This is a genomic window from Enterobacter sp. 4974935, from assembly GCF_058661735.1.
This window is the reverse complement of record NZ_JBZWGT010000003.1, coordinates 1,247,238-1,266,946: the sequence shown is the minus strand read 5'-3', so window position 1 is coordinate 1,266,946 and position 19,709 is coordinate 1,247,238. Positions and strand designations below refer to the sequence as shown.

At 54.6% G+C, this 19,709-nt stretch carries 12 protein-coding genes; 6 read left to right on the top strand and 6 right to left on the bottom strand.

Annotation, left to right across the window (positions count from 1 at the left end):
• Positions 1–29: 29 nt before the first annotated feature.
• Both apbE and AC4OVS_RS07235 read right to left on the bottom strand, forming a co-directional pair.
• Complete coding sequence (gene apbE, locus AC4OVS_RS07240) at positions 30–1,085, bottom strand: FAD:protein FMN transferase ApbE (RefSeq protein ID WP_023300605.1); 1,056 nt, start codon at positions 1,083–1,085, stop codon at positions 30–32.
• A gap of 114 nt (positions 1,086–1,199) precedes the next feature.
• Entirely contained in the window at positions 1,200–2,291 is a 1,092-nt protein-coding gene (locus AC4OVS_RS07235) for a porin OmpC (RefSeq protein WP_046619097.1), read from the bottom strand.
• A gap of 745 nt (positions 2,292–3,036) precedes the next feature.
• Between AC4OVS_RS07235 and rcsD the strand changes: the two genes are divergently transcribed.
• The gene (gene rcsD / locus AC4OVS_RS07230) at positions 3,037–5,709 is read left to right on the top strand and encodes a phosphotransferase RcsD (protein ID WP_023300606.1); all 2,673 of its coding nucleotides are present in this window, start codon (positions 3,037–3,039) and stop codon (positions 5,707–5,709) included.
• Positions 5,710–5,725: 16 nt separating this feature from the next.
• On the top strand, positions 5,726–6,376 hold the full coding sequence (rcsB, locus tag AC4OVS_RS07225) for a response regulator transcription factor RcsB (RefSeq protein WP_003859405.1): 651 nt from the start codon (positions 5,726–5,728) through the stop codon (positions 6,374–6,376).
• Positions 6,377–6,487: 111 nt separating this feature from the next.
• On the opposite strand, the gene rcsC is transcribed toward rcsB, so the two are convergent.
• Positions 6,488–9,334 carry a two-component system sensor histidine kinase RcsC gene (rcsC, locus tag AC4OVS_RS07220; protein ID WP_023300607.1) on the bottom strand — a complete coding sequence of 949 codons (2,847 nt, stop codon included), beginning with the start codon at positions 9,332–9,334 and terminating at the stop codon, positions 6,488–6,490.
• Positions 9,335–9,468: 134 nt separating this feature from the next.
• Complete coding sequence (gene gyrA / locus AC4OVS_RS07215; protein WP_023300608.1) at positions 9,469–12,105, bottom strand: DNA topoisomerase (ATP-hydrolyzing) subunit A; 2,637 nt, start codon at positions 12,103–12,105, stop codon at positions 9,469–9,471.
• Positions 12,106–12,251: 146 nt separating this feature from the next.
• Here gyrA and ubiG point away from each other — a divergent pair, with 146 nt between their 5' ends.
• The 4 genes from ubiG to yfaE all read left to right on the top strand — a co-directional run bounded on the left by ubiG (position 12,252) and on the right by yfaE (position 17,108).
• Positions 12,252–12,980: a bifunctional 2-polyprenyl-6-hydroxyphenol methylase/3-demethylubiquinol 3-O-methyltransferase UbiG gene (gene ubiG, locus AC4OVS_RS07210; protein WP_006811346.1), complete on the top strand. Its 729-nt coding sequence runs from the start codon at positions 12,252–12,254 to the stop codon at positions 12,978–12,980.
• A gap of 349 nt (positions 12,981–13,329) precedes the next feature.
• Entirely contained in the window at positions 13,330–15,615 is a 2,286-nt protein-coding gene (gene nrdA / locus AC4OVS_RS07205; RefSeq protein ID WP_023300610.1) for a class 1a ribonucleoside-diphosphate reductase subunit alpha, read from the top strand.
• A 108-nt stretch (positions 15,616–15,723) separates the two neighbouring features.
• On the top strand, positions 15,724–16,854 hold the full coding sequence (gene nrdB, locus AC4OVS_RS07200; RefSeq protein ID WP_023306627.1) for a class Ia ribonucleoside-diphosphate reductase subunit beta: 1,131 nt from the start codon (positions 15,724–15,726) through the stop codon (positions 16,852–16,854).
• Positions 16,854–17,108, top strand: coding sequence for a class I ribonucleotide reductase maintenance protein YfaE (yfaE, locus tag AC4OVS_RS07195; RefSeq protein ID WP_003859419.1), 255 nt, complete (start codon positions 16,854–16,856; stop codon positions 17,106–17,108). Before nrdB ends, yfaE begins: the two co-directional genes overlap by 1 nt.
• Before the next feature lie 105 nt (positions 17,109–17,213).
• Here yfaE and glpQ read toward each other — a convergent pair whose 3' ends face one another.
• A complete protein-coding gene (gene glpQ, locus AC4OVS_RS07190; protein WP_063841593.1) occupies positions 17,214–18,272 on the bottom strand; it encodes a glycerophosphodiester phosphodiesterase in 1,059 nt (352 codons plus the stop codon).
• Positions 18,273–18,283: 11 nt separating this feature from the next.
• Positions 18,284–19,636, bottom strand: coding sequence for a glycerol-3-phosphate transporter (gene glpT / locus AC4OVS_RS07185; protein ID WP_022648804.1), 1,353 nt, complete (start codon positions 19,634–19,636; stop codon positions 18,284–18,286).
• Between the last annotated feature and the right edge of the window lie 73 nt (positions 19,637–19,709).

Sequence of the window (19,709 nt, the reverse complement as noted above, 5' to 3'; positions counted from 1 at the left end):
CACCGAACAAAAACCCGCAACCTTGCTTTTTAATTTTTTTCGCTCACCAGGAAGCTGTTGAACTGCGGTGAACTCCAGGTTTTAAACCCGTCAGCCTCTTTGGTGATCATATAAACGGCCAGCCCTTCCTGACGCACCACCTCTTTGGCCTTCTCCGTGCCGAGCACCATCAATCCGGTATCCCAGGCGTCGGCTTCCAGCGCAGTTGGCGCTATCACCGTCACGGACACCAGGTTGTGGGTAATCGGGCGTCCGGTTTGCGGATCAATCACATGCGAGATACGTTTGCCATCCAGCTCGTAATAGTTGCGGTAGCTTCCGGAGGTGCTGATACCGTGCCCGTTGATGTCGACAATCGCCTGCACCGCGTTCTGCTGATCGGTTGGTTTTTGGATGGCCACTCGCCACGGCCTGCCGCTGGCGTTCATGCCCCGGCTGACGAGCGCGCCCCCGACTGAAACCAGATAACGGGGAATACCTTCCTGCGCCATCAGGGCCGCGAGATGATCCGCAGCATACCCCTCGCCTACCGTGGAGAGATCCACAAACAGGTCGGGAATGTCTTTTTGCAGGTATTGCTGACCGTACTGGGAGATCACCGCCAGATGCTGTAACCCTGTACGCGCGCGGGCGTCGTCGATGGCGGCTTGATCGGGTGTGGTCACCGGCTGCTTGTTGGGGCCAAATCCCCACAGGTTCACCAGCGGCCCCACGGTCACGTCCATTGCGCCGTTGGTTTTGTAGCCCACGCGCATGGCTTCCGTGACGATATCGGCCATTGCTTCGCTCACCGGCCACAGCGAGGTGCTGCTGGAGCGATTGAAACGCATCAGCGCTGAGTCATTTTTATAGGTAGAGAGTAGCTGATCGTCGGCATCCAGCTGCGCCTGAATTTTACCGCGTAGTTCTTCAGCGCGGGACTTATCAATATCCATCACGCTGACGCGCCAGAAGGTCCCCATGGTTTTCCCTTCCAGCACCGTCGCGGCGGGTGCGTCGATTTTTGCGGGCTGTGTAGAAGAGTCACACGCGGTCAGGAGTAAAAAAGTCGCCAGAACGCTGGCGCGTAAAAAAGTCATATCCATTGGTTATTATCCTCATGCCAGGGCGGCAAGAGTACACTAAAACAGCGTATTTGTAAGACCCTAAAAAAGCATGAAAAAAGGGGCCTGTTGGCCCCTTTGTTGCTGTATGAGCAATTAGAACTGGTAAACCAGACCCAGCGCGACGATATCGTCAGTACCGATACCTGTCTGACGGGTGAAGTCATTTTCATCCAGCAGGTTGATTTTGTAATCAACATAGGTGGACATGTTTTTGTTGAAGTAGTAAGTCGCACCCACGTCAACATACTTCAGGATATCCTGATCGCCATAGTTTTCGATGTCTTTACCTTTAGACTGCAGGTAAGCCACGGATGGACGCAGGCCGAAGTCGAACTGATACTGAGCAACCACTTCGAAGTTCTGCGCTTTGTTAGCCCAGCCCTGATCGCCAACGCGGGTCGCGTTGTAAGTCTGAGTATACTGTGCAGCCAGGTAGATGTTGTTCGCGTCGTATTTCAGACCACCGGTGTAGGTCTCTGCGCGATCGCCTTCACCGTAGTAGCCCGCAGCGTTCTGGTCAGCAGTACGTTTAGAACTGGTGACTGCCGTACCGAGTGCGAAGCCTTCGCCCAGATCATAGGTCAGAGAGCCGCCGTAGCCATCACCGTTCTGACGCAGTGCCTCACGACCGTTGTTGGTCTGGCCTTCGCCGCTTGCGCTGCCGTTTTTACCCTGGTACTGCAACGCGAAGTTCAGACCATCAACCAGACCGAAGAAGTCCTGGTTACGGTAGGTCGCGAAGCCGTTACCACGCTGCTGCATAAAGTTGTCAGAACCGTAGGTGTCGCCGCCGAATTCCGGCAGAACGTCGGTCCAGGAAGTCACATCGTAAACAACGCCGTAGTTACGACCGTAGTCGAATGAACCCGCATCAGCGAATTTCAGACCTGCGAACGCCACACGCGTCCATGAGTTGTTTTCGTTCTCACCAGAGTTACCCTGGATCTGGTATTCCCACTGGCCGTAACCGGTCAGCTGGTCGTTAACCTGAGTTTCGCCTTTGAAGCCCAGACGCATGTAGGTCTGGTCGCCGTCTGCACTGTCGTCATCAGAGAAATAGTGCAGGCCATCCACTTTACCGTACAGATCTAATTTGTTGCCGTCTTTGTTATAAATTTCAGCCGCATTTGCTGCGCCTGCCACCAGCAGAGCTGGTACCAGGAGGGACAGTACTTTAACTTTCATTTTATTAACCCTCTGTTATATGCCTTATTATTTACCACTGCTTACTGATCAACCCTCTTAACCAGTCGGCAAGTTCATTCTCCTCAAAAATGCAGAATAATCCAACAGGAATATGATACGAAAACTTTGAAGATGTTTCACTTTACCACCAAGATGTTTCAATATGTAAATTTCAAGGAACTTTCACAAAGCATCAAAAGTTTAAAAATATAGCACGGATAATCAAAACAAAAATATATCCTATAAAATTCAAAAGACTAACTTAAAAAAGAGTACAGCACTGAATGACAAAAAAATTCCCGTCAACACCACTAAAATAACCCTCGCTATCATCATTAACTTTATTTATTACCGTCATTCAGTTCTGAATGTCTGTTTATCCCTAATTGAACCGGATGCTCCGCATTCGGTTTTTTTTTACCTTTCTTTACGTCAACAGACATTTTATGTGCTACCCGTCTGTAATGATAACGACTATTAACTAAATCCATCGCCCGGCGTTTACAGATTTTCCTTTTCACTTTCAAAATTAATTTCTTGTTAATTCGTGCTATTTTACTGCCGTTGTAACAGCATATTTGTACATTTCACTGGGTTTTGTACATCTTTCACACGGATGACGTTGAAGCGGGTTGCGACAGATAAAAAGTCAAGGTCATACCGATAACGACGCTGGAAATTCAGTTATTACCCTTTATACTGCCCTATCCCATTACCGCGCGGCCATTACGGGTTAAACACATCGATGAGTCAGACTGAAACTACCGCCCCGAGCAAATTCTCCCTTCTACCGGGCAGCATCACCCGTTTCTTTCTTCTGTTGATCGTTGTGCTGTTAGTCACAATGGGAGTGATGGTTCAGAGCGCCGTGAATACCTGGCTTAAAGATAAAAGCTATCAAATTGTCGATATCACCCATGCGGTGCATAAGCGCATTGATACGTGGCGCTACGCGACCTGGCAAATCTACGACAATATCGCCGCCGCACCTGCCACCTCATCAGGCGAAGGGTTGCAGGAAACGCGCCTTAAGCAGGATGTGTATTACCTTGAAAAACCGCAGCGCAAGACGGAAGCCCTGATTTTCGGCTCGCACGACAGCGCAACGCTTGAGATGACGCAGCGGATCTCCTCCTATCTGGACACCCTGTGGGGCGCCGAGACCGTACCGTGGTCCATGTATTACCTGAACGGTCAGGACAACAGCATGATCCTAATCTCGACCCTGCCGCTTAAGGATCTCTCGTCGGGCTTTAAAGAGACCACCGTTGGCAGCATTGTCGATTCCCGTCGGGCAGAAATGCTGCAACAGGCCAACGCGCTGGACGAGCGCGAAAGTTTCTCGTCATTACGCCGTCTTGCCTGGCAGAATGGCCACTACTTTACGCTGCGAACCACCTTTAACCAGCCGGGCCATCTGGCGACCGTGGTTGCCTTCGATCTGCCAATTAACGATCTTATCCCGCCGGATATGCCGCTGGACAGTTTCCGACTGGAGCCAGACAACAGCACCCAAAATATGCGCACGCCGTCGGATAAAGAAGGCCCGGACAGCGTAGCGATCTCCTTTAATGGCTCGAAGATTGAGATTGCCTCATCGCTCAACTCAACCGGTATGCGGCTGGTGTGGCAGGTGCCTTTTGGCACCCTGATGCTTGATACCCTGCAAAACATTATGCTGCCGCTGCTGTTGAATATCGGCCTGCTGGCGCTGGCGCTGTTTGGCTACAGCACCTTCCGTTTCCAGTCGGGCCGCCAGAGCGACTCGACATCGGTATCAGCCGGGACCAGCAACGAGTTGCGTGTTCTTCGTGCCCTGAATGAAGAGATTATTTCCGTGCTGCCGCTTGGGGTGCTTGTTCACGATCAGGAGGCAAACCGGACGGTGATGAGCAACAAAATTGCCGATCACCTTCTGCCGCATCTTAACCTGCAAAATATTACGGCCATGGCGGACCAGCATCAGGGCGTCATTCAGGCCACCATTAATAATGAACTGTATGAGATCCGTCAGTTCCGCAGTCAGGTCGCCTCGCGCACGCAAATCTTCATCATCCGCGATCAGGATCGCGAAGTGCTGGTGAATAAAAAGCTCAAGCAGGCGCAAAGGCTGTATGAGAAAAACCAGCATGGCCGCGCGGCGTTTATGCAAAACATTGGCGATGCCTTTAAACAGCCGCTGAAGTCACTCGCCACGCAGATTGCTGATTTAAGCACGCCGGAAAGCCGACAGCTTAGCAGCCAGGCCGACTCGCTGGTTCGTCTGGTGGACGAAATCCAGCTTGCGAACATGCTGGAGAATGACATCTGGAAGGGCACCCCTACGCTCTTCTCCATCCAGGATCTGATTGATGAGGTGGTTCCGGAAGTCCTGCCGGTGATCAAGCGCAAAGGGCTCCAGCTGCTGATCAACAACCATTTACCGGCCAACGACGAGCGTCACGGCGATCGCGATGCCCTGCGTCGCATCCTGATGATGTTGATTCAGTATGCCGTCACCACGACACAGATCGGCAAGATCACCCTTGAAGTCAGCACCGATGAGTCCACCGACGATCGTCTGACGTTCCGTATTCTGGATACGGGCGAAGGCGTCACCGTGAGCGAAATCGATAACCTGCACTTCCCGTTCCTGAACGATACCCAGCGCGACCACTACGGTAAGGCGAATGCCCTCACCTTCTGGCTCTGCGATCAGCTGGCGCGTAAGCTGGGCGGTCATCTGAACATTAAGGCGCGCGAATCCCTCGGCACCCGCTACTCCTTGCATGTTAAAATGGCGGCGAATCCTCAGGAAGAGGATGAAGAGCGTCTGCTGGATGATGTGGTGGTGATGGTGGACGTGACCTCCAGTGAGATCCGTAATATCGTCGTTCGTCAGCTGGAAAACTGGGGCGCGTCCTGCATTACCCCGGACGAAAGGCTCGCGAGTCAAGAATTTGATCTATTTTTAACTGATAATCCGTCTAATCTTACTGCCTCCGGCTTGCTTTTAAGCGATGATGAGCCAGGCGTGCGGAAAATCGGCCCTGGGCAGCTGCGCGTCAACTTTAATATGAGCAATGCAATGCAGGAAGCTGTATTACAACTGATTGAAGAGAATCTGGCGCAGGAAGAGATCCTGGAGTCACCGTTAGGCGGCGATGAAAATGCCGAACTCCATGCCAGCGGATATTATTCGCTCTTCGTTGATACAGTACCAGATGATGTTAAGCGGTTGTATACTGAGTCCGCTGCGCAGGATTTTGCAGCGCTGGCACAGACAGCACACCGGCTTAAAGGGGTGTTTGCCATGCTTAATCTGGTTCCCGGCAAGCAGTTATGTGAAACGCTGGAACATCTAATTCGTGAGAAAGATGCCTCTGGCATTGAAAAATACATCAGCGACATTGACGCTTACGTCAAGAGCTTGCTGTAGCAAGGTAGCCTTATACATGAACAATATGAACGTAATTATTGCCGATGACCATCCGATTGTACTGTTCGGTATTCGCAAATCACTTGAACAGATCGAGTGGGTGAATGTAGTCGGTGAATTTGAAGATTCCACAGCCCTTATTAACAACCTGCCTAAACTTGATGCGCACGTGCTCATTACCGATCTCTCCATGCCTGGGGATAAATACGGTGATGGGATTACGCTCATCAAATACATTAAACGCCACTTCCCGGACATTTCGATCATTGTTCTGACCATGAACAATAACCCGGCGATCCTGAGCGCCGTTCTGGATCTTGATATTGAAGGGATTGTGCTGAAACAAGGCGCACCTACCGATCTGCCTAAAGCGCTGGCGGCGCTACAGAAAGGGAAGAAATTCACGCCTGAGAGCGTCTCACGCCTGCTTGAAAAAATCAGCGCAGGTGGCTATGGCGACAAGCGTCTCTCGCCTAAAGAGAGTGAAGTTCTGCGTCTGTTCGCTGAAGGTTTCCTGGTTACTGAAATCGCCAAGAAGCTGAACCGCAGTATCAAAACCATCAGTAGCCAGAAAAAATCCGCGATGATGAAGCTGGGTGTGGATAACGATATCGCCCTGCTGAACTATCTCTCTTCCGTGACGCTGAGCGCAACGGACAAAGATTGATCGTCGCTGTCTACGCCGGGTGCCCCTCGCGGTTACCCGGTCTAAAGACCCCGTAGGCCCGCGCAAGCGCAGTGCCGTCGGACAAATAAAAAAGGCCCTTTCGGGCCTTTTTTATTGTCTTGCTTTTCGCACCCGCTCCGCATACACGGATAGCGTCTGCTTCAGTACATCCAGCGTGACCGGCTTCGACAGGCAGCTGTCCATTCCCGACTCCAGACAGCGCTGCTTCTCCTCCGCCAGTGCGTTGGCTGTCACCCCCACCACCGGCAGCGTCAGCCCCAGCTGTCGGATACGCTGCGTCAGACGATAGCCGTCCATGTTAGGCATGTTCACATCGCTGAGCACAATATCAATATGATTCTTACTTAAGACATTCAGGGCATCCACGCCATCATTGGCCGTTTTACACTGATAGCCCAGAGAGCCAAGCTGGTCTGCGAGCAGACGACGGTTAATCGGATGATCGTCGACGACCAGAATCATCATATCGTCATTCACCGATGCCAGCTCATCAGGGGAAGCCAGCACGGTAGCGCCATCGCTGTCCTCAAGCTGTACGCTGTAAATACGCGCCAGCAAGCCCAACATTTCGTGCGGTGTCGCCACGCTGTGCACCCATACCCCGGGCGAACGCTCAATCGGAATACCGATATGACGGCGGCAGAACATCACCACGCCCCGCCCCGCCCACGCCTTGTCTGGCTCAACGTCAGTAATCAGCATGTCATCTGCGTCCGGCGTCTGGCCTTCATAGCGTGAGACCCGCACGCCGCTGCTGGTCAGCATCGAGGTCAGGAAATCATGTAAGGAGGCGTTGTGCACCGCCAGCCAGCAGTGCTTTTCGCTCAGCCCGTCGACCGTGGTTTTCACCGGATAGTGTGCCGAGTAGAGCGGGATACGGATGGTGAACTGGCTGCCCATACCCGGCTCGGTATCGACGGAGATATCCCCGTCCATCATGCTGATAAGCTTCTCGCAAATCGCCAGACCCAGCCCGGTCCCCTGGAAATTACGCTGGACGCCCGTCCCCACCTGGAAGAACGGATCGAACAGGCGAACGACCTCTTTCGCCGGAATGCCAACACCCGTGTCGCGTACGCGAATCGTCAGGTACTCCCCTGCCCGGCAGACATGCAGCACAATACAGCCGATATCGGTGAATTTGATGGCGTTGCTTAGCAGGTTCGAGATGACCTGTTGCAGACGCATCGGATCGCCATGCAGCGTCAGCGGCACATCCGGCTCGATAAAGCAGTACAGCCCCAGCTGTTTGCGCACCACCAGCGGCAGATAGTTGGCGCTGATATGGTTCATCACCTCGCGCGGGGAGAACTCACGCGGTTCTATTTTCAACTGCTCGGATTCAATTTTAGAGAAGTCGAGAATATCGCTGATAATTTTCAGCAGCAGGCTGGACGAGTTGTTCATGGCCGTCACCAGGCGGTCGACCCCTTTCGGCAGCTCTTTGGTCTGGAGAAGATCGAGGTTACCGATAATGCCGTACAGCGGCGTACGCAGCTCATGGCTGACGGTCGCGAGGAACATCGATTTCGACTGGCTGGCCTGCTCCGCCGCCTGCGCCATATCCTGCAATGACTCTTCCATCTTAACGCGCGCGGAGACGTCCACCAGCACGCAAATCGCCACGTTTTCATTGCGGTAGCGCGAATGGACGAAGCTGATTTGCAGATTGGTGTGCGTGCTGGTCAGCACATCCACAAAGTTAACCTGTTGCCCACAGATGATCTGCGTTAACCGCTGGCGGTCTTCATGCGTGAGCATGTTCAGGTAGTTATGGGCAAGCTCGTTACTGAGGATATTTGTCCCGTCCTGAGTACGCAGGATACAGATCCCTACCGGCGCCGAGGCGACAATCTTACGGTTAAACTGCTCGTGCTCCTCCAGACGCTGAGCATCCGCTTCCGCCGGAATAAAGATCCGCCGCTCATACATTCTCGCCAGCATAAACAGCGCGACGCCTACCGCGATGTTCAACAAAATGGCGTTAAGGATCAGGATGCGAATGCGCTCCAGCACCTTGTCCACCGGCAGCGAATAGACAATGCTCAGCGACGATGGCGGTAAACTTTTCTTCAGCACCAGCTCGCGGAACCCGGAGGTATAGCCAAACCATGACCGCTCCTGCATCCAGCTGGGCTCCACTTTCAGGCGGTTTTCAGGCCCGGTAAGGGAGATGAGTGGGTGGCCGTTCTCATCCAGAATGGTCACGCCCATCGGCAGACTGCCCGGCGTGAAGAAGTTTTCCATGCGGATGGTTTGTTCAATCCCCAGCAGCGCTTGCAGGCGGTTTCCGAGGTAAACCGGAGTCAGGGCATAGAAATAGCCGACACCCATGCGCGGCCCCTGGCTTATCCAGAAGATGTTGTTCCCGCGCTCTTCCTGAGGCGCATTGCGGTATTTCACTATGCGCTCATGCAGGCTTTTCAGCGCGTCTTCGCGTTCGACGGGCATATCTCGCAGACCGAAGTCCGCCATGCAAAGATTTTCGTTGCCAATCAGGTAGACGCGGTTTAGATCGTAAGCGGCCGAAAAATTATCGCGCCAGTAGCGCATAAACCATGACAGGGACTCCAGTGAGCCACGCCAGGCTTTGCCCATCGCGGAACAATCGGAGTCCGGGAAGAGCGGTTCGAAATCAGGTACTTCGGTTTTTTCATCCCGACCGCGGAGGGCAAGAATGCCGTTCTCCGCCGTCAGTCGATTCTCAGCGATATACTTAAGCTCTTTCATCACGTCAGACGTGCGCTGGATATAGCGCTGGGCCTGATCCGAGCTTAAGTTAAACTCCTGGCGGATCTCCGCTTCTTTCTGGTGTAACGCGTTAACGATGTAAAACACCGAGAGCAGTGCCACCAGCAACCATAGCAGTAGCGCAAGCGCCCGAAACAGATAGCGAGAAACTTTTAACGTGGTACGAAAGGAGACGAGGTATTTCAAAGGGGCGAGGCTCCGCCATCGGGGAAAAAAGAATGTGGTTAAGGTAGCGGTAAACGCGGCTTGTCGCAACGTTCACTTGTCTGCTTGCGCAAAACAAAAGGGCCGGAAACCGGCCCTTTATGCGTCAGGAGACGTTACTCGTCAGCGTCATCCGCTGCTTCATCATCGGTGTCCGCTTCCGGGACGATTTCATCATCCCCTTCCGCGACGCTGCCGTCGATAGAGTCGAGCTCTTCGTCATCCACCGGCTCAGCAACGCGTTGCAGACCGACGACGTTTTCATCTTCCGCAGTACGGATGAGGATAACGCCCTGGGTGTTACGACCCACCACGCTGATCTCTGACACGCGGGTACGCACCAGCGTACCGGCATCGGTGATCATCATGATCTGGTCCGCGTCGTCCACCTGTACCGCGCCAACAACGGAACCGTTGCGCTCGGTCACTTTGATGGAGATAACGCCCTGCGTGCCGCGAGACTTGGTCGGGTATTCGCTTTCCGCCGTACGTTTACCGTAGCCGTTCTGGGTGACGGTCAGGATTGCGCCTTCGCCACGCGGAACGATCAGGGAAACCACGCTGTCTTCACCCGCCAGCTTGATACCACGCACGCCGGTCGCCGTACGACCCATTGCGCGCACAGCGTTCTCTTTAAAGCGCACCACTTTACCGGCCGCAGAGAACAGCATCACTTCATCAGAACCAGAGGTCAGATCCACGCCGATCAGCTCGTCGCCTTCGTTCAGGTTCACCGCGATGATCCCGGCGGAACGTGGACGGCTGAATTCGGTCAGCGCGGTTTTCTTCACGGTACCGCTCGCGGTTGCCATAAAGACGTTCACGCCCTCTTCGTACTCGCGTACCGGCAGAATGGCGGTGATACGTTCGTTCGCTTCCAGCGGCAGCAGGTTAACGATAGGTCGACCCCGCGCGCCACGGCTCGCTTCCGGCAGCTGATAGACTTTCATCCAGTACAGACGGCCCCGGCTGGAGAAGCAGAGGATCGTGTCGTGGGTGTTGGCCACCAGCAGACGGTCAATGAAGTCTTCTTCTTTAATACGCGCCGCAGATTTGCCTTTACCGCCACGACGCTGTGCTTCGTAGTCGGTCAACGGCTGATACTTCACGTAACCCTGGTGAGACAGCGTCACGACCACGTCTTCGCGGTTGATCAGATCTTCAATGTTGATATCAGAGCTGTTGGCCGTGATTTCGGTGCGACGCTCGTCGCCGAACTGATCGCGAACCAGCTCCAGCTCTTCACGGATCACTTCCATCAGGCGCTCTGCGCTACCCAGGATATGCAGCAGCTCGGCAATCTGCTCCAGCAGCTCTTTGTACTCGTCGAGCAGTTTTTCATGCTCAAGGCCGGTCAGTTTCTGCAAACGCAGATCCAGAATCGCCTGGGCCTGCTGTTCAGTCAGGTAGTACTGACCGTCACGCACGCCGAATTCCGGCTCCAGCCACTCAGGACGCGCAGCGTCATCGCCGGCACGTTCCAGCATCGCCGCCACGTTGCCCAGATCCCATGGACGCGCAACCAGCGACGCCTTCGCTTCTGCTGGCGTCGGCGCACGGCGGATCAGCTCGATGATCGGGTCGATGTTCGCCAGCGCAACGGCCAGTGCTTCAAGGATATGGGCACGGTCGCGCGCTTTGCGCAGTTCGAAGATGGTACGGCGAGTCACCACTTCACGGCGGTGACGCACGAACGCGCTCAGGATCTCTTTCAGGTTCATGATCTTCGGCTGGCCATGGTGCAGCGCAACCATGTTGATACCGAAGGAGACCTGAAGCTGAGTCTGGGAGTAAAGGTTGTTCAACACAACTTCACCCACCGCGTCGCGCTTGATTTCAATCACGATGCGCATACCGTCTTTGTCAGACTCGTCGCGCAGCGCGCTGATGCCTTCAACGCGTTTTTCTTTTACCAGCTCGGCGATTTTTTCAATCAGACGCGCCTTGTTCACCTGATACGGGATCTCGTGAACAATAATGGTTTCACGACCGGTTTTGGCGTCCGCTTCCACTTCGGCGCGGGCACGGATGTAAATCTTGCCGCGACCGGTACGGTACGCTTCTTCAATACCGCGACGGCCGTTGATGATTGCCGCCGTCGGGAAGTCCGGGCCCGGGATGTGTTCCATCAGCCCTTCAATGCTGATGTCTTCATCGTCGATGTAGGCCAGGCAGCCGTTAATCACTTCCGTGATGTTGTGCGGCGGAATGTTGGTTGCCATACCCACTGCGATACCGGACGAACCGTTCACCAGCAGGTTTGGGATCTTCGTTGGCATAACGTCAGGAATTTTTTCCGTGCCGTCGTAGTTATCAACGAAATCAACCGTCTCTTTTTCCAGGTCAGCCATCAGCTCATGGGCAATCTTCGCCAGACGGATTTCCGTATAACGCATTGCCGCGGCGGAGTCGCCGTCGATAGAACCAAAGTTACCCTGACCATCTACCAGCATGTAACGCAGCGAGAAAGGCTGCGCCATACGGACAATGGTGTCGTACACCGCGGAATCACCATGGGGATGGTATTTACCGATTACGTCACCAACGACACGGGCAGATTTTTTGTAGGCTTTATTCCAGTCATTGCCCAATACGTTCATGGCGTATAGTACGCGACGGTGTACCGGCTTAAGGCCATCGCGGACGTCCGGCAGCGCACGGCCAACAATGACCGACATCGCATAGTCCAGATAGGAGCTTTTCAGCTCTTCCTCGATGTTAACCGGTGTAATTTCTCTCGCAAGGTCGCTCATCTAACCGCTATCCCTCTACTGTATCCCGGATTCAAAGGTCGCAAATTATAACACAGCCGCGGTGATACAGGTAAACCTATACGCTTTATTCACAGGGATTGCCTGATATACTCATTTGTCTTGCTAAATAAGGAGTAAAAGCGCCCATGAATGCCGAAAAATCCCCGGTGGCTCACAACGTTGACCACGAAGAGATTGCCAAATTTGAAGCGGTGGCGTCCCGCTGGTGGGATCTCGAAGGTGAGTTCAAACCTCTGCATCGTATTAACCCGCTACGTCTGGGCTATATCGCGGAGCGTTCCGGCGGTCTGTTCGGTAAGAAAGTGCTCGACGTCGGCTGCGGTGGCGGCATCCTGGCGGAAAGCATGGCGCGCGAAGGGGCCACCGTCACCGGTCTGGACATGGGCTTCGAACCTCTACAGGTTGCGCGTCTTCATGCGCTGGAGTCCGGCGTACAGGTAGAATATGTCCAGGAAACCGTGGAAGAGCACGCGGCTAAACATGCGCACCAGTATGACGTGGTGACCTGCATGGAGATGCTGGAGCACGTTCCCGATCCGCAGTCGGTCGTCAGCGCCTGTGCAAAACTGGTGAAACCGGGTGGACAGGTCTTCTTCTCGACCATCAACCGCAACGGCAAAGCCTGGCTGATGGCCGTGGTAGGCGCGGAATATGTGCTGCGCATGGTGCCGAAAGGGACGCACGACGTGAAGAAGTTCATCAAGCCTGCCGAACTGCTGGGCTGGGTTGACCAGACATGGCTTAAGGAGCAGCACATGACGGGTCTGCACTACAATCCTCTGACGGATAAATTCAAACTTGCCCCGGGCGTGGATGTTAACTATATGTTGCACACAACCGCCAAAAACGACTAACGTCATTCGTTATTCTTATAAAGATTGCGCGACATCATGTTGCGCAATTCTGACCTCCCGTTGAAGAAATCAGCACTCGATCAAATTTTGAATTTTTTTTCTGGAATATTGACATCTCTTCCAGGCCTTACGGTACGAGGACTTAGCCTTTTTTACCCTTTCACAACCTCAATTTAACGTCAAAATCAACCCTTGTGCTGAAAAGATTCGATACTAGAATACTCACCATATAGCGTTCTTCTTATCGCAAAACCCCTATATGTAGTATTTATCCACAGAGTTAGTCACAAGACGGTTCTGTGGATAAGCGGGGGATATTTTTTTATTTCACGGACAGGTAAAAACCCACATGAATCAGAGTCTGCTGGTGACAAAGCGCGACGGTACTACCGAGCGTATCAATCTGGACAAAATCCATCGAGTTCTCGACTGGGCAGCAGAAGGACTGAACAACGTATCTATATCCCAGGTCGAACTGCGTTCTCACATTCAGTTCTACGACGGCATCAAAACGTCTGATATCCACGAAACCATTATCAAAGCAGCGGCAGATCTGATCTCCCGCGACGCACCGGATTATCAGTACCTCGCTGCGCGTCTGGCGATTTTCCACCTGCGTAAGAAAGCCTACGGCCAGTTCGAGCCGCCGAAGCTTTACGATCACGTAGTGAAAATGGTTGAGCTGGGCAAATACGACACGCATCTGCTGGAAGACTATACGGAAGAAGAGTTCGAGCAGATGAACGGGTTTATCGATCACTGGCGCGACATGAACTTCTCCTACGCGGCGGTGAAGCAGCTCGAAGGCAAATACCTGGTTCAGAACCGTGTGACGGGCGAAATCTACGAGAGCGCCCAGTTCCTCTATATTCTGGTGGCCGCCTGCCTGTTCTCTAATTATCCACGTGAAACCCGTCTGGACTACGTGAAGCGTTTCTACGATGCGGTCTCTACGTTCAAGATTTCTCTGCCTACGCCAATCATGTCTGGCGTGCGTACCCCTACCCGTCAGTTCAGCTCCTGCGTACTGATCGAGTGTGGTGACAGCCTGGATTCCATCAACGCGACCTCCAGCGCCATCGTGAAATACGTCTCCCAGCGTGCTGGTATCGGCATCAACGCTGGTCGTATCCGTGCGCTGGGCAGCCCGATCCGCGGCGGTGAAGCGTTCCACACCGGCTGTATCCCGTTCTACAAGCACTTCCAGACGGCAGTAAAATCCTGCTCTCAGGGCGGCGTGCGCGGTGGCGCTGCCACCCTGTTCTACCCAATGTGGCACCTGGAAGTGGAAAGCCTGCTGGTTCTGAAGAACAACCGCGGCGTGGAAGGCAACCGCGTGCGTCACATGGACTACGGCGTGCAGATCAACAAGCTGATGTACACCCGCCTGCTGAAAGGTGAAGATATCACCCTGTTCAGCCCATCCGACGTCCCGGGTCTGTACGACGCGTTCTTCGCCGATCAGGACGAATTCGAGCGTCTGTACACCAAATACGAAAAAGACGACAGCATCCGCAAGCAGCGCGTGAAGGCGGTCGATCTGTTCTCCCTGATGATGCAGGAACGTGCCTCTACCGGCCGTATCTACATCCAGAACGTTGACCACTGCAACACCCACAGCCCGTTCGATCCGGTGGTTGCGCCAGTGCGCCAGTCCAACCTGTGCCTGGAGATCGCCCTGCCGACCAAACCGCTGGACGATGTGAACGATGAAAACGGTGAAATCGCCCTGTGTACGCTCTCTGCGTTCAACCTGGGTGCGATTAAGAGCCTGGACGAGCTGGAAGAGCTGGCCGTGCTGGCGGTTCGTGCGCTCGACGCCCTGCTGGACTACCAGGATTACCCAATCCCGGCGGCAAAACGCGGCGCAATGGGCCGTCGCACTTTAGGTATCGGCGTGATCAACTTCGCCTACTGGCTGGCGAAAAACGGCAAGCGTTACTCCGACGGCAGCGCCAACAATCTGACGCACCAGACGTTCGAAGCCATTCAGTACTACCTGATGAAAGCCTCCAACGAGCTGGCGAAAGAGCAAGGCGCGTGCCCGTGGTTCAATGAAACCACCTACGCGAAAGGCATTCTGCCGATCGACACCTACAAAAAAGACCTGGATGCGATCGTCAGCGAGCCGCTGCACCTCGACTGGGAAGGCCTGCGCGAGTCCATTAAAACTCACGGCCTGCGTAACTCCACGCTCTCTGCCCTGATGCCGTCCGAGACCTCTTCGCAGATCTCCAACGCCACCAACGGTATTGAGCCACCGCGCGGCCACGTCAGCATCAAAGCGTCGAAAGACGGCGTGCTGCGTCAGGTGGTACCGGACTACGAAACGCTGGGCAATAACTACGAGCTGCTGTGGGAAATGCCAAACAACGATGGCTACCTGCAACTGGTGGGTATCATGCAGAAGTTTATCGACCAGTCGATCTCTGCCAATACCAACTACGACCCGACGCGCTTCCCGTCAGGCAAGGTTCCGATGCAGCAACTGCTGAAAGACCTGCTCACCGCCTACAAATTTGGCGTGAAAACGCTGTACTATCACAACACCCGTGATGGTGCGGAAGACGCGCAGGACGACCTGGCGCCGTCAATTCAGGACGATGGCTGCGAAAGCGGCGCATGTAAGATCTAATAAATTCCCTCACCCTAACCCTCTCCCACAGGGAGAGGGAACTCTTTCCCCCTCTCCCTGTGGGAGAGGGCCGGGGTGAGGGGAAATAACACCACAGGACTCACCGCAATGGCATATACCACCTTTTCACAGACGAAAAACGACCAGCTCAAAGAGCCGATGTTCTTCGGCCAGCCGGTCAACGTGGCACGCTACGATCAGCAAAAATATGACATCTTCGAAAAGCTGATTGAAAAGCAACTCTCTTTCTTCTGGCGTCCGGAAGAAGTTGACGTTTCCCGCGACCGTATCGATTTCCAGGCGCTGCCGGAACACGAAAAGCACATCTTCCTCAGCAACCTGAAATACCAGACGCTGCTGGACTCCATTCAGGGTCGTAGTCCGAACGTGGCGCTGCTGCCGCTGATCTCGATTCCTGAGCTGGAAACCTGGGTTGAGACATGGGCGTTCTCCGAGACGATCCACTCCCGCTCTTACACCCACATCATCCGCAACATCGTGAACGATCCGGCGGTGGTGTTTGATGATATCGTCACCAACGAACAGATCCAGAAGCGCGCCGAAGGCATTGCGCACTACTATGACGAACTGATCGAGATGACCAGCTACTGGCATCTGCTGGGCGAAGGTACGCACAACGTGAACGGTAAAACCGTCACCGTAAACCTGCGGATCCTGAAAAAACAGCTCTATCTGTGCCTGATGAGCGTCAACGCCCTGGAAGCAATCCGCTTCTACGTGAGCTTCGCCTGCTCCTTCGCGTTTGCCGAGCGCAAACTGATGGAAGGCAACGCCAAAATTATCCGTCTGATTGCCCGTGACGAAGCCCTGCACCTGACCGGGACTCAGCATATGCTGAACCTGCTGCGCAGCGGTGCAGACGATCCGGAGATGGCGGAAATTGCGGAAGAGTGCAAACAGGAATGCTACGACCTGTTCGTGCTGGCGGCCCAGCAGGAGAAAGAGTGGGCAGACTACCTGTTCCGCGACGGCTCCATGATTGGCCTGAACAAAGACATTCTGTGCCAGTACGTTGAGTACATCACCAACATCCGCATGCAGGCCGTCGGTCTCGACCTGCCGTTCCAGACGCGCTCTAACCCAATCCCGTGGATCAACACCTGGCTGGTGTCCGATAACGTGCAGGTCGCGCCGCAGGAAGTGGAAGTGAGTTCTTACCTGGTCGGTCAGATTGATTCTGAAGTCAACACCGACGACCTGAGCGATTTCCAGCTCTGATGAGCCGCGTAACGCTGAGCCTTTCGGGTACAGAGGTGTTGTGCCAGGAAGAGCACCCTTCTCTGCTGGTGGCGCTTGAAGCACATCAGGTAGAAGTCGAGTACCAGTGTCGTGAAGGCTACTGCGGCTCCTGCCGCTGCCGTCTGGTCGCAGGCCAGGTAGACTGGCTGACCGAACCGCTAGCCTTTATCAGTGAAGGGGAAATTTTGCCCTGCTGCTGCCGGGCAAAAGGCGATATAGAGATCGAGATGTGATGTTGTCCTTATCCCCTCTCCCGGTGGGAGAGGGTTAGGGTGAGGGCATCAGGCCGCAGAGCCTGATTGTCGGGTGGCGGCTTCGCCTTACCCGACCTACAAAACCTACTTACGGTGAATGAATTCGACCGCTTTATCCGGGAAATCCGTAAACAATCCGTCCACATCCGCCTGGTTATACAGCACGTCGTAAAGCTGATCCACGTCCGTCGCATACTCCGGCAACTGGTCTGCACGCACGGTATACGGATGCACCTGCATCTTGCTCGCATGCGCCTCTTTCACCATCGCCGTCAGCTTCACGTGGCCCGGCGTTGAGCCTTCCGCCACCAGCATGTGGTAATCCGGCCCGATGCCGTCGGCGTACTGCGCAATCTGCTTCATCGCGCCCGGCTTAAACATCCAGTCGTAGCTGTAGTTCACCCACTTCCCGTCCGGCTGTTTTTCCTGAGTTTCATTCCAGTCGGTATAGGCAATCAGCTGCACCAGATTGAGATCCATTCCCATCTTCGGCTCCAGCTCAGTTTTGATGCGCTTCAGTTCCGCGGCATCGAAACATTGCAGGAAAACCTTATCCTGCTTGCTGGTGTAGCCGTACTTTTTCAGTACCTCCAGCGTCTTCGCGGCAATGTCTTTTCCTTCCTGATGGTGGAACCACGGCGCTTTGATTTCCGGGTAGATACCGATATTTTTGCCCGTCGAGTGGTTCAGCCCCTGAACAAACTCGATCTCCTCTTCGAAGGTGTGAATACGGAAGTCAGACTTGCCCATCGGGAAACGCCCCGGATAGACCTGCACCTTCTTACCGTTCTCAATCTCGAAGCCCTCGGTAAACTTCAGCGAGCGGATCTCCGCCAGCGTGAAGTCGATGGCGTAGTAGCGGCCATCTTTACGGGCGCGGTTCGGGAAACGCTCCGCCACGTCCGTCACGCGGTCAAGATAGTGGTCATGCAGAACGACCAGCTGGTCGTCCTTCGTCATCACCAGATCCTGCTCCAGATAATCCGCGCCCTGGGCATAGGCCATCGCTTTTGCCGGCAGCGTATGCTCCGGCAGATAACCGCTGGCGCCACGGTGGGCGATCACGATTTTATCCGCCGCCAGCGCGGAGCCTGTCATCAGGCCCGCCAGCAGCAGGCCTGTCGCTAACTGAGTTAATTTCATCGCAATGCTCCTTACTGACGACGCGCCAGCACCTCGGCATGGTGACGTTTTTCACCGATCATCACGACGATCAACAGCAGAACCGCCAGCACGCTGCCGCCAATCATCACCATAAAGCCACCGTCCCAGCCGAAGAAATCGACGGTGTAACCGACGATGGCACTTGCCGCCACTGAACCGCCGAGGTAGCCAAACAGACCGGTAAAGCCTGCCGCCGTGCCTGCCGCTTTCTTCGGCGCCAGCTCCAGCGCGTGCAGGCCGATCAGCATAACCGGACCATAAATCAGGAAGCCGATTACGATCATACAGGCCATATCCACACCCGGATTACCCGGCGGGTTAAGCCAGTAAACGACCGTCGCGATGGTCACCAGCGTCATAAAGAACACGCCCGTCGCCCCACGGTTGCCCTTAAACACTTTGTCCGACATCCAGCCGCAGATCAGCGTGCCGGGAATGCCCGCGTATTCATACAGGAAATAGGCCCAGGAGGATTTATCCAGCGCGAAGTGCTTCACCTCTTTCAGGTAAGTCGGGGACCAGTCGAGGATGCCGTAGCGCAGCAGGTAGACAAACACGTTCGCCACCGCGATGTACCACAGCAGCTTGTTTGGCAGCACATACTTCATGAAGATCTGTTTCGCGGTCAGCTCTTCTTCGTGCTTCTCGCTGTAATCATCCGGGTAGTCGTTTTTGTACTCTTCAATCGGCGGCAGGCCGCAGGACTGCGGCGTGTCGCGCATCAGGGCGAAGGCGATAATCGCCACCAGAATGGCGCCAAAGGCAGGCATATAGAGCGCCGCGTGCCAGTCGTTGAACCAGGCCATCCCCAGCAGGAACAGCAGCGGCGGAAGCCCGCCCCCGACGTTATGCGCGCAGTTCCAGACCGATACAATCCCACCGCGCTCTTTCTGTGACCACCAGTGCACCATGGTACGTCCGCATGGCGGCCACCCCATCCCCTGGAACCAGCCGCAGAGGAACAGCAGTACGAACATGACGGCAATGCTGGAGGTCGCCCATGGCACAAAGCCCATGAACAGCATCACCGCTGCCGCGAGGATCAGACCGGCGGGCAGGAACACGCGCGGATTCGAGCGATCCGACACCGACCCCATAATGAACTTCGAAAAACCGTACGCGATGGAGATCCCCGACAGCGCAAAGCCCAGATCGCCGCGGGAGAAGCCTTGTTCCACCAGGTACGGCATGGCGAGCGCAAAGTTTTTACGTACCAGATAGTACGCCGCATACCCGAAGAAGATCCCGAGGAAGATTTGCCAACGCAGACGGCGGTAGAGAGGATCAATCTCTGCCTCTGGCAGTCGCGCCCGGTGTGGCGCAGGTTTAAAGATACTGAGCATAACAGCCTCCGTGGCCTTTCAAAAATGACCGGGCATCTCGCGCCCGGCTACAGAGGCGGCGATGTTAAGAAAT

Excerpts from the sequence above, each read along its gene's own strand:
- apbE (WP_023300605.1), bottom strand. The coding sequence starts at position 1,085 with ATGGATATGACTTTTTTACGCGCCAGCGTTCTGGCGACTTTTTTACTC.
- AC4OVS_RS07235 (WP_046619097.1), bottom strand. The coding sequence starts at position 2,291 with ATGAAAGTTAAAGTACTGTCCCTCCTGGTACCAGCTCTGCTGGTGGCA.
- rcsD (WP_023300606.1), top strand. The coding sequence starts at position 3,037 with ATGAGTCAGACTGAAACTACCGCCCCGAGCAAATTCTCCCTTCTACCG.
- rcsB (WP_003859405.1), top strand. The coding sequence starts at position 5,726 with ATGAACAATATGAACGTAATTATTGCCGATGACCATCCGATTGTACTG.
- gyrA (WP_023300608.1), bottom strand. The coding sequence starts at position 12,105 with ATGAGCGACCTTGCGAGAGAAATTACACCGGTTAACATCGAGGAAGAG.
- ubiG (WP_006811346.1), top strand. The coding sequence starts at position 12,252 with ATGAATGCCGAAAAATCCCCGGTGGCTCACAACGTTGACCACGAAGAG.
- nrdA (WP_023300610.1), top strand. The coding sequence starts at position 13,330 with ATGAATCAGAGTCTGCTGGTGACAAAGCGCGACGGTACTACCGAGCGT.
- nrdB (WP_023306627.1), top strand. The coding sequence starts at position 15,724 with ATGGCATATACCACCTTTTCACAGACGAAAAACGACCAGCTCAAAGAG.
- yfaE (WP_003859419.1), top strand. The coding sequence starts at position 16,854 with ATGAGCCGCGTAACGCTGAGCCTTTCGGGTACAGAGGTGTTGTGCCAG.
- glpQ (WP_063841593.1), bottom strand. The coding sequence starts at position 18,272 with ATGAAATTAACTCAGTTAGCGACAGGCCTGCTGCTGGCGGGCCTGATG.
- glpT (WP_022648804.1), bottom strand. The coding sequence starts at position 19,636 with ATGCTCAGTATCTTTAAACCTGCGCCACACCGGGCGCGACTGCCAGAG.